This is a genomic window from Paenibacillus antibioticophila (assembly GCF_000455265.1).
GTDB lineage: Bacteria > Bacillota > Bacilli > Paenibacillales > Paenibacillaceae > Fontibacillus > Fontibacillus antibioticophila.
The window spans coordinates 1,198,507-1,208,724 of record NZ_HG005139.1 but is presented as its reverse complement, the minus strand read 5'-3'; the positions used below and the strand labels follow the sequence as shown (position 1 = coordinate 1,208,724).

The following is a 10,218-nucleotide window of genomic DNA, read 5'->3' as shown; positions in this document are numbered from 1 at the left end:
CCGCAATATCTGGTCGTCATCGGTTATGACCTGGACGAACACGAGCTGCTGGATGCTTGGCGTTCTATCGGCTGAAATGAAAACAGCGCAACCATCAGAGTGGTTTGCGCTGTTTTTTTCTATTGCATAGCAGTATAAGCTGATCTCAACGCCAGCATCATCATACTGAGCGATGAACGAGTACTTTTATCCGTTTTTTCATACAAAAAATAGGAATTCAAGTCCCAACCCTAGCATTTGTACGATTTTTCGTATAAAAGTTGCCTACTTGAGTAATATCCGAGCTAATTTATCCGTTTTTTCGTACAAAACAGGCAAATTGGGCCCGCACGATCCTACAGTTATACGATTTTTCGTATAAAACTCTCTGCGCCTCACTCACCATTCCAGCTAACTTATTCCACTATAGAAATACATGCCCCGTTATCCCTTACCAGCTTGCTTTTTTTACGCCGGGAATTTGCCCTTTGTGGGCAAGCTCGCGAAATACGATCCGGGATACTTTGAATTTGCTGAGATATCCCTTGGGCCGCCCCGATACGGAGCAGCGGTTGTGAAGACGGGTCGGCGAAGAATCGCGAGGCAGCTTTTGCAGGGCCTTATAATCACCGGTTTCTTTCAGCGTTCTGCGCTTCTCGGTGTATTTTTCCACCAGCGCTTGTCTTTTTAATTCCTTGACGACCTTCGATTTCTTGGCCATGCTTAGTCCTCCTTTGGCTCGCGGCTGCACTCTCCGCACAGTCCATAGATTTCAAATTTATGAGACCGGATCACAAATCCATCAGGCGGATCAATTCCGTGATCTACCGGACAGAAATCCAGCGGGTATGTCATGTGGCAGGACTGGCAAATAAAATGGTGGTGATGATGGTCCGGCCCGCATCTAAGCTTGAACCGGACACCATCGGGAAAGTCGAATTGCTCGATCAGATTGATCTGCACGAGCAGACGAAGATTGCGGTATACGGTGTCATAACTGACTCCCGGGATGTGCCTGGAAATATGGGTGTGCACCTGCCGCGGCAGTACAAAGCCTCTGGAGCTGGAGAACAGCTCGGCGATTAATTTGCGCTGTACGGTAATCCGAAGCCCTTCCGCCTCCATCCCGTTAATGATGCTCTCCGCCAGGTTCTCCATCTCTTCCCGCCCTCTCTTTTCCAGATACATACCGGTTGCCTCTTCTATTCGTTCAGCGCTGCCTTCAGCGCTTCAAGGTTTTGACGCATCAGACCGAGATAATCCAATCCGCCTGCGATATCCTCTTCGGTCAATCCTTCAATCGGATTAAGAACTGCGGATTTAGCGCCAAGCTCGGCAGCAATCGTATCCGCTACCTTGGACGATACCAGGGTTTCGAAGAAGATCGTCTTCACGTTATGCTCCTTCGCGAATTCAATGATCTCCGCCATTTGGGCCGCGGAAGGCTCCTGGTCCGGGGACAGACCGGCAATCGGAACCTGGGTCAGACCATATTGCTTGGCCAGATAGCCAAAGGCCGCATGCTGCGTTATGAAGTCCTTGCGAAGGGAATCCTTCAAGCCCTCTTGAAATTCCTTGTCCAATGCTTCAAGCTGGGCAACATAAGCATCTGCATTAGCTTTAAATGCATCCTTGTGCTCTGGAGCGGCTTCCGACAGCCCCTTCTCGATATTGCGAACCTGCTGGATCGCCATCGCTGGAGACAACCAGACATGCGGATCTAAGCCTCCATGGTCATGGTCATGATCGTGGCTGTGCGCTTCTTCGCCCTCATGGGCATGGTCGGCTTCATCATGGTCATGAGCCTCCTCTTCGTGAGCATGATCATTTTCACCATGAGCGTGATCTTCTCCTTCGTGGTCATGCTCCCCATCTTCGTGGCTATGTGCCTCTTCGCCCTCGTGCGCATGATCGGCTTCATCATGATCATGACCTTCCTCTTCATGAGCGTGGTCATGCCCTTCATGATCATGACTATGAGGTGTGCCCTCCATGATCTCTAGACCGTTGCTCGCCTCGATGATAAGTACATGCTGTCCGGCAGCACTATCCAGCACTTGCTCCGCCCAGCTCTCCATTCCGGCGCCGTTGTAGACGAATACGTCGGCATCCGTAATAGCGGCCATGTCCTGCGGCGACGGCTCCCAATCATGGGGCTCTACGCCGGCGGGCACGAGATTCTCCACCTCAGCCAGATCACCGGCTACTTGCCGGGTGAATTCATACATCGGATAGAAGCTCGTCTTGATCTTCAGCTTCTCTCCTGCTGCAGTATTCACAGGCGCCGAATCGGGAGCTGCATTCTGATTCGAACCCGCATTTTTGGCATTTGAGCCGCAGCCCGCGACAACCAGCATGATCGATAAAAATAAAACCGTTACACTATGCTTCCAAAATTTCATGGATATTTGACTCCTTCGACTGAATTGTTTTTTGCGGTCTCCGGCGGCCAATCAGCCGCAGCAACCGTTGGATCAAAATCGTAACCAGCAAGAATGATAGCAAAATCAAGGCGATCGTCCCTCCGGGCGGCGTATCCGCATAATACGAAACGCTCAAGCCGGAGAACACGCCAAGCATTCCGGTTCCAATGGCAATGAAAATGGCCGAGGTGAAGCCGGCAGCAATCCGCAGGGCCAGCGAAGCAGGGAGCACGATCAGCGCCGAGACCAGCAGCACGCCGACAACAGGCATTGCTGCCGCTACGGTCATACCCGTTAATACCGCAAAGGAAAAGGACAAGGCTTTTACCCGGACACCGGAAATTTCGGCCGTCTCTTCATCAAAGATCATGCTGTATAACGGACGCCGTAAAATGATAAAATAAGCAACCCCCAGCAGAGCAACGAGCGCAATCAAAGCTAATTGTGTATTGCTGACCGCAACGATGGAGCCGAACAGGTAGGAGCCGAAGCTTTTACTCAAATTCTGCTTAAGGCTCATCAGCACTACAGCCAGCGCCAGCCCCGAGGTCATGATGATCGCCACCGGCATCTCACTGTATGTACGGTAAGAACGCCGCAACTGCTCGATGATAAGCCCTCCTGCTACAGCAACGGCAAAGCCGCTAAGCGCAGGATTGAGATGAAGCACCGAGCCGAGAGCAACGCCAGCCAGCGACACATGGGACAGCGTATCTGCCATTAGCGCCTGCCGCCGCAGCATCAGGTATACGCCAAGCAACGGAGCGATAATCGCAATCAGGCCTCCTGCCCAGAAGGCCCGTTGCATGAATTCGTAACTGAGCATTGCCATCCCCCCTCCTTCCGTTCCAGATGAATCAGCGCATCCAGATAAGGGGTAGCTTCCTCCAGGCCATGCGTCACCATGATCACGGTGCGTCCATGCCGGCTTACATCCTCCCGAAGCATCCCATACAGCTTCATCCTGCTGGCAGCATCCATCCCTGTGGTCGGTTCATCCAACACCAGGACATCCGGCTCCTGGACAAGCGCGCGCGCAATACAGACTCGCTGCTTTTGCCCGCCGGACAGATCCCCGATTTTCCGGTTCCGGTAAGCCCACATCTCCGTCCGTTGCAGCACTTGCTCCACCTTCTGCCGATGCTCCGCCTTGAACCTCCGGAACAGCCCGAGCCTGGAATAGTAGCCCGAGCTGACCAGTTCACTAACCTTGCTCGGAAATCCGGTATTAAATGAAGCTGCCTGCTGCGGCACATAGGCTACATTCAACCGGGTGCCATCCTCCTGGATCCGGCGGAAATTCACCGTGCCGCTCCAGGGCTTAAGCAGTCCGAGCATCAGCTTCAGGAGCGTCGATTTGGCCGCGCCGTTCTCTCCCGTGATACCGATCAGTTGCCCGGCATGGATATCTAATGATAAATTCTCGATGACAGCCTCCTGTCCATACCCAAAGACCACATCACGCATAGAGGATAAAATCATTGAAACCTCTTCCTTTAATCGTAATTATTACTACACAACAACCTATATTAGCGTAATAATTACGATTTGTAAACCGTTTTATTGAAAAGCTTCCTCGGGCCAAGGCAGGGGATTGTTGAACCTGCTCCAGTCCTGCTTCATTTCTTCTTCCGTCAGCAGACAGCGTCCCAATCGCTTTTCGATATCCGGCCGGTTCATCTCTACGCCGATAAAAACCAGCTCCGTCATCCGGTCTCCCCACTTCTCGTCCCAACGCGCCCTCACCTCCGGCTCGCTCTCGAGCACTTGGCGCTGCTCCTCCTCGGGCATCGCTGCAAGCCAATACCCCGCAGGACCGAACTGGATTGAAGGTCCGGCCTGGCTTAGCGTGGCCGCCATATCGCCGCGGGCGGCGATCCATACGAGCCCTTTGGCGCGAACGACTTCCTCCGGCCAATTGCTGAAGAAGAAGCTGAGGCGCTGCGGGTGAAATGGGACCTTGCTGCGATACACGAACGAGCCAATGCCGTACTCTTCGGTCTCCGGCGTATGCTCCTCTTTGTTTAGCTCCGCGATCCAGCCTGAGGACAGGCTCGTCTTTTCAAAATCAAACAGGCCTGTATTCAAGATCTCTCTTGGATCCACGACGCCGTTCACCGTCCGGATCAGCTTGGCCGCTGGCTGAAGCTTTCTCAGCACCGCCTCGAGCTTTAACAATTCCTCTTCTTCCACCAGATCGCATTTATTCAGCAGCAAGACATCGCAGGTTTCAATCTGATCGATGAGCAGGTCTACAATGTCCCTGTAATCGTTCTCCCCGGCCGCCTGATCGCGGTCCAGCAGACTTTCGCCCGAAGCAAAATCATGCCAGAACCGGTTGGCGTCCACCACGGTAACCATCGTATCCAGCCGGGTCAGCGAGGTTAAGTCGATGTCCAGCTCAGGATTGGCATAAGTGAACGTCTGCGCGACCGGAACCGGCTCGCTGATTCCCGAAGATTCGATCAGAATATAATCAAATCTCCCTTCGGCAGCCAGCTTCTGAACCTCGCGCAGCAGATCGTCCCGCAATGTGCAGCAGATACAGCCATTGGACATCTCTACCAGTTTTTCTTCAGTTCTGGACAAGGTATTGCCGGACTTCACCAGATTGGCGTCCACATTGACTTCGCTCATGTCATTGACGATGACCGCTACTCTTAAGCCATCCCGGTTGTGCAGGATATGATTAAGCAGCGTCGTCTTTCCGGAGCCCAGATATCCGCTCAGTACCGTAACAGGAATTTTCTTCGTTGATTCCATCATATTAGCTCCTTCTTTATCGGGTCTCGCGATGCAGCGTATATTTTCTGAGGCGCGGACAGTATTTCATCAATTCCATCCGCTCCGGATGGGTCTTCTTGTTCTTGGTCGTCGTATAATTCCGGTCTCCCGTCTCCGTGCAAGCCAAGGTAACAACTACTCTCACAATAAACATCTCCTTTTAATTCGTAATTTTTACGATTTGATTATTTTACACGTTCGTTATTCGGCTGTCAACCAACTCAGATCTGTCCCCGATTTTGTAAATATTGTCACACAGACGACTCAATAAGCTAGACTCATGACTAACCACAATAACACCGATATTTCTGCTTTTACAAATGTTAAGAAAAGTGTGCCAGATTTTTGCCTGCGTAACGGCATCCAGCATCGTCGTCATTTCGTCTGCAATTATATACTTGGTTGCCGGGTTCAAGGCTCTTACAATGCAGAAGCGCTGCTTCTCCCCGCCGGAAAGTTCAACCGGCCAACGGTTCATCCATTCCTCCCGGATTTCGAAAGCATCCAGAATATCTTTCGGGGGCGAATAGGATTCGTTCAGCACGTCGCGCATGCGCCATTTGGGATTGATCGCCTTTTCCGGGTGCTGATAGATTAATTGAACTGATCGAAAGCCCCTTTGTTCCATGGGACGGTGATCTACCGTTACAAGGCCGGCATGCGGAGAGATATAACCGGCCAGCATTCTGGACAATGTCGTTTTACCGCACCCGCTGTAACCGGATAACCCCAGCACTTCTCCCGGCGCGACGGAAATGTCGATATTCTTAAAAATCCAGCGATCCTTTTTATAATAATGACCTAGTTTTTCTCCTCTTAAAGACATTGACCATCCGCCTCCCTTCCGTTGAATTCCAGATCGAAATCGTTTTGCGGTAATGCCCGCCACAAGCATTGGGCATATTCGGTCTTTAAGCGTTCTCCCTTGCCTTCAAACGCCGCAGCTTCGGCAATTTCTACAGTTGCCCCATCCTTGATAACCACTACCCGGTCTGCAATCTCGAGCGCAGAAATAATATCATGGGTAATCAGCATGACCCCCGCACCGTCGATCGCAAATTGCTTCAACTGACGTAAGATTTCGGACAGCGCCTGAGGATGGATTCCCGGCGTCGGTTCGTCTGCAATAACTAGCTTGACGCCTTCCCGAACACTTGTCGCAAACAGTACCCTGCGCAGCATGCCTCCCGATAGTTCATGCGGGAATAATCGGCCATCGCCGCTCTTCAAGCCATAACGGGCAAACAGGCTCTCTTGCGCGGCCTTTGCCGTGCTGCGATCCAAGCCAATCTGTACCTGCCGCCCCACACGCATCAAAGGATCCAGATAGTTGACGGATTGCGGAATGAACGAAATCTCCCTCCCCCGCAACTGCTCCTTTCTTTTGTCCGTCAGCTCTTCTCCTCTATAGACGATACGTCCGCCACAAACTGCATTTCCAGGCAAAATCCCCAGTACAGCGTGGGCTAACAGACTCTTGCCCGATCCGCTGGCTCCAACGACGGCCACGACTTCTCCCTCTCCAATATCAACATGCAAATCGGCTATGGGACGGATGATTCGTTTTTTCGTTCCTCTCGTATACTGAGAGAAGCTGATCGACAGATTTTCTACCTGCAGCAACTTTCTTTTATCGGAATTGTTCAATGAAAGCCCTCCCTATTCATTGGAGCTGGAAGGCTCCATCAAAATGCGAAACTGTTCTCCAATGCTGTCAAAGCTTTTAATAACGACGACTAAAAGCAAGCCCGGAAACACGACCAACCACCATTTTCCTGTTGAAATATGGTTCATCGCTTCCGACAAAATAATGCCGATGGCCGGCGTTTGCGGAGAAAGCCCGAACCCCAGGAAAGTCAGCGCGGCTTCATGCAAAATTACATGTGGAAACATCAGAAGAAAGCCGATCATGATTTGCGGGAAAACTGCCGGCATAATATGTTTTCTTGCGATAAACCATGCAGATCTCCCCAAGCCCTTGGACACTTGAATGTACTCGGCCGTTTTAATCTGAAGCACCTCGGAGCGAACAACTCTCGCAAGCGCAGTCCAATGCGTGAGCGAAATGCCAAGCACAATCCCCTGGACACCTCCCCCTACGATAAAGCAGATCAACACCATAAACACAAGGTGAGGCATGCCAATAAACAAATCGATGAGCCAGGAAATGACCGTATCCACCGCTTTACCGAAGGTTGCTGCGCATATGCCCAGGACAGTGGCTATCAGAACACTGATCAATGAAGTAAATGCGCCTACCGCTAGAGACAGACGCAAACCCTTGATCGTTCTCGTAAACATATCCCGACCCAGCCAGTCCGTCCCGAACCAATGCTCAAGGCTGGGGGCAAGGTTTTTCCCCCCGGCGCCCAGGCGGAGATGATCATTGCTAAGGCCAAAGCTGAGGATCAGAACAACCAATAAAAAGCCGAAAGAACCCGCCATGAGCAACAGCATTCTTTTTCTAGCATTGAAACCTTCCTGTAAGCTCGGCATTTAGCTCGCCTCCTTTGTCCGGGGATCAATCACGTTGTTTAATATATCGGCTATAAGATTTCCGGCAAATACGAATAAGGAGCTGACCAAAATAATGCCCACCATTAAAGGGAGGTCCCCCTTTAACCCGGCTGTGGTCAAGGTGCTGCCGAGTCCTGGATAGGCGAATACCTGCTCAGCCAGCATGGAGCCCCCGAACAGCTCGCCAAAATAGGCAAACTGTAAGGATATAGCGGGAAGAATCGAATTACGAAAGCCGTGATGTTTGAAAATTTGCCATTTACTTTCCCCTCTTGCCTCGGCAAAAATGATATATTCCGTATTCAGAATGTCTATCATCTTCTCGCGCGTATGCATCGCCACATTGGCTACGCCCAAGATGCTTAAGGCTAGTGCCGGCAACACAAAATGACGGACCCGGTCAATAAAATGCACTTCGCTCTCCAAAACACCGGCCGGAACAGCCAAGCCTACGGGAAGCCATTTTAACCAAACGGCAAAAACAATCAGAAGAATTAAGCCCATCCAGAAAACGGGCGTGGATACCAAGGTGTAACTGTACCATTTGATTATTTTATCGATGAGCCTTCCCCTGTTCATGGCAGCGAGCATGCCGAGCCCGTATCCGATAACTCCCGATAAAATCCAGGCTGTACCCATTAAGGCCAGCGATGTTAAAAACCGGCTTTGAATAATGTCAACGACCGGGGTGCGGTACAACAAGGAGGTTCCAAAGTCGCCTTTAAGCAGCGCCCCGGCCCAGGATAAATACTGCTCTACAAGACCTTTATCTGTTCCCCAATATTCCTTGAACTTCTCAATTTGCTCCGGTGATGCCGAACTGTCTCCTCCGACATAGGCATTGACTGGGTCCATCGGCGAGAGCTGAATCAAAGAAAAAGTCAGGATGGATAATCCGATCAATAAGGTTACGACGCGAACCAGGCGAATCACGATACTTTTTGTCACGGTCAATTACCCCAAGTCCACTCGGTGATATTGCCGAACAGTGCCCACTCGTGCCCATGGGAATGGATCGGCTGTTTGCCGAGATTCAGCTTCTCATTCGCCAGGTATAAGTGATCGACGCGCAAGAGCCAAACAATCGGCGCATCGCCAAGGCCGCTAAAGCCGGTCTCTCCATCCCACTGGGCAAGCTTCCAGTATTTATTGGCCTCTTCCTGCGTAACCGCATTGAGTGCCTTTTTCAAATACTCATCCACCTTAGGATTTTTATAATTGGACATATTGTTATAGCCCGTGTCGATCACCTCGGAGGAATTCATCGTGTACAGCTGATGAGGATGGTGACGTCCTCCTCCCCAAGCGACCGCCCCAGTTTTGCCTTTAAGGTAGATCTCATCCCAGGTAGCCCCGATCAAATTGATTTTTATACCGAATTCGGTCGCTTGGTCCGCAACGGCAAGAGACAGATCACTGCGAAGCTGGTCGCTGGAGCTGAAGTACATATCAAACTCCGCCTTGAGTCCGTTCTTTTCCACGATTCCATCCCGGTCCGTATCAACCCATCCGCCATCGGACAGTATTTTTTTCGCCGCTTCGATGTCGCCGTCTTCAATGACGGTTTCTTCATTAAACCAAGGCAAACCATCACATAAGCAATAGGCCTTTTGACCGTATCCGTCCAATGCCACATCCAGAAGCATCTGGCGGTCCAGCCCGATATTAAGCGCCTGGCGGATCGCAAGATCGGAGGTGACATCATTGCCGGCATCCACTTCTTTATCATTGGTTCTGCCTTTCCCGCCGCTAGGCACCGTCGGCAGCATGATTCCGCGGGAATCAATGCTTTCGAAGGCGAGGAGCTGCATGCCGTTTACCTTTTGCTCCGCAAACGTCGGCGGAACGTATACAATATCCGCTTGCCCGGCCTTAGCAGCCGCAAGCGCGGCATCTTCCTCAAGAAGAAGCAGAGTCAGCTTTTTGAACTGGGGTTCTTTTCCGTACCAATAGGGATTGTACTCCATAATAATTTGCTGCCCGTCGTCGTACTGGACAACCTGGTATGGACCGGAACCGATCGGATTTTGCGAGTAGCTGTCATCATAATGAGCTTCAGGTACGATGCCGATCTCCGTAAGCTGGCTTACGAAGGTAGAACGAGGTTCCAAAAGCCTGATTACGACGGTATTATCTGTGACTTCTATCGACTCGACAAATGACAAGTCGAACTTAATCCCGTCTTCCTTAAGCATCTCATATGTAAATTTCACGTCCTCCGCAGTAACAAGCTCCCCATTTGAAAACTTAACATCGTCCCGCAACGGAAAAGTCCATGTTAAAGCATCCTCGCTAACGGTATAGGACTCGGCAAGATCGCCGATGAAGTTCAGTTCGGAATCGATCGTCAACAACGAGCTGTGCGTCAAACGAATCTGAGCATGCGTTCCCCAGCCTTTTTTGGGATCAAACATACCGATATCGGTCTTGCCCACGGCCAATATCAAATCCTCTTTGACCGTTTCCGTCCCCTGAGAATCGGCCGAATGAAGTTGTGAAGGAGAACTTGATCCAC

General features: G+C 51.1%; 12 protein-coding genes. All 12 read right to left on the bottom strand.

The window, feature by feature from the left end:
- Nucleotides 1-430 precede the first annotated feature (430 nt).
- Nucleotides 431-700, bottom strand: coding sequence for a 30S ribosomal protein S14 (rpsN, locus tag TX85_RS05300; RefSeq protein ID WP_044478063.1), 270 nt, complete (start codon nucleotides 698-700; stop codon nucleotides 431-433).
- A gap of 2 nt (nucleotides 701-702) precedes the next feature.
- Entirely contained in the window at nucleotides 703-1,167 is a 465-nt protein-coding gene (locus tag TX85_RS05295) for a Fur family transcriptional regulator (RefSeq protein ID WP_044478061.1), read from the bottom strand.
- 14 nt (nucleotides 1,168-1,181) lie between these two features.
- Nucleotides 1,182-2,381 carry a metal ABC transporter substrate-binding protein gene (locus TX85_RS05290; protein ID WP_044478060.1) on the bottom strand — a complete coding sequence of 400 codons (1,200 nt, stop codon included), beginning with the start codon at nucleotides 2,379-2,381 and terminating at the stop codon, nucleotides 1,182-1,184.
- Entirely contained in the window at nucleotides 2,362-3,234 is an 873-nt protein-coding gene (locus TX85_RS05285) for a metal ABC transporter permease (protein ID WP_044478059.1), read from the bottom strand. The genes TX85_RS05290 and TX85_RS05285 overlap by 20 nt, the downstream gene beginning before the upstream one ends.
- Nucleotides 3,180-3,884, bottom strand: coding sequence for a metal ABC transporter ATP-binding protein (locus TX85_RS05280; RefSeq protein ID WP_044478058.1), 705 nt, complete (start codon nucleotides 3,882-3,884; stop codon nucleotides 3,180-3,182). The genes TX85_RS05285 and TX85_RS05280 overlap by 55 nt, the downstream gene beginning before the upstream one ends.
- A gap of 78 nt (nucleotides 3,885-3,962) precedes the next feature.
- A complete protein-coding gene (locus TX85_RS05275; protein WP_392391810.1) occupies nucleotides 3,963-5,168 on the bottom strand; it encodes a GTP-binding protein in 1,206 nt (401 codons plus the stop codon).
- A gap of 13 nt (nucleotides 5,169-5,181) precedes the next feature.
- The gene (gene rpmG / locus TX85_RS05270) at nucleotides 5,182-5,331 is read right to left on the bottom strand and encodes a 50S ribosomal protein L33 (RefSeq protein WP_044478057.1); all 150 of its coding nucleotides are present in this window, start codon (nucleotides 5,329-5,331) and stop codon (nucleotides 5,182-5,184) included.
- A 45-nt stretch (nucleotides 5,332-5,376) separates the two neighbouring features.
- Nucleotides 5,377-6,012: an ABC transporter ATP-binding protein gene (locus TX85_RS05265; RefSeq protein ID WP_044478056.1), complete on the bottom strand. Its 636-nt coding sequence runs from the start codon at nucleotides 6,010-6,012 to the stop codon at nucleotides 5,377-5,379.
- Nucleotides 6,003-6,833 carry an ATP-binding cassette domain-containing protein gene (locus TX85_RS05260; protein WP_044478054.1) on the bottom strand — a complete coding sequence of 277 codons (831 nt, stop codon included), beginning with the start codon at nucleotides 6,831-6,833 and terminating at the stop codon, nucleotides 6,003-6,005. The genes TX85_RS05265 and TX85_RS05260 overlap by 10 nt, the downstream gene beginning before the upstream one ends.
- A 12-nt stretch (nucleotides 6,834-6,845) precedes the next feature.
- A complete protein-coding gene (locus tag TX85_RS05255) occupies nucleotides 6,846-7,682 on the bottom strand; it encodes an ABC transporter permease (RefSeq protein WP_044478053.1) in 837 nt (278 codons plus the stop codon).
- Nucleotides 7,683-8,651 carry an ABC transporter permease gene (locus tag TX85_RS05250; RefSeq protein WP_044478051.1) on the bottom strand — a complete coding sequence of 323 codons (969 nt, stop codon included), beginning with the start codon at nucleotides 8,649-8,651 and terminating at the stop codon, nucleotides 7,683-7,685. It abuts the gene before it with no gap.
- Nucleotides 8,652-8,653: 2 nt separating this feature from the next.
- Nucleotides 8,654-10,138: an ABC transporter substrate-binding protein gene (locus TX85_RS05245; RefSeq protein ID WP_233500728.1), complete on the bottom strand. Its 1,485-nt coding sequence runs from the start codon at nucleotides 10,136-10,138 to the stop codon at nucleotides 8,654-8,656.
- Nucleotides 10,139-10,218: the final 80 nt, after the last annotated feature.

Coding starts and splice junctions, on each gene's coding strand:
- TX85_RS05280 (WP_044478058.1), bottom strand. CDS start 3,884: ATGATTTTATCCTCTATGCGTGATGTGGTCTTTGGGTATGGACAGGAG.
- TX85_RS05255 (WP_044478053.1), bottom strand. CDS start 7,682: ATGCCGAGCTTACAGGAAGGTTTCAATGCTAGAAAAAGAATGCTGTTG.
- TX85_RS05290 (WP_044478060.1), bottom strand. CDS start 2,381: ATGAAATTTTGGAAGCATAGTGTAACGGTTTTATTTTTATCGATCATG.
- TX85_RS05285 (WP_044478059.1), bottom strand. CDS start 3,234: ATGGCAATGCTCAGTTACGAATTCATGCAACGGGCCTTCTGGGCAGGA.
- TX85_RS05295 (WP_044478061.1), bottom strand. CDS start 1,167: ATGTATCTGGAAAAGAGAGGGCGGGAAGAGATGGAGAACCTGGCGGAG.
- rpsN (WP_044478063.1), bottom strand. CDS start 700: ATGGCCAAGAAATCGAAGGTCGTCAAGGAATTAAAAAGACAAGCGCTG.
- TX85_RS05275 (WP_392391810.1), bottom strand. CDS start 5,168: ATGATGGAATCAACGAAGAAAATTCCTGTTACGGTACTGAGCGGATAT.
- TX85_RS05265 (WP_044478056.1), bottom strand. CDS start 6,012: ATGTCTTTAAGAGGAGAAAAACTAGGTCATTATTATAAAAAGGATCGC.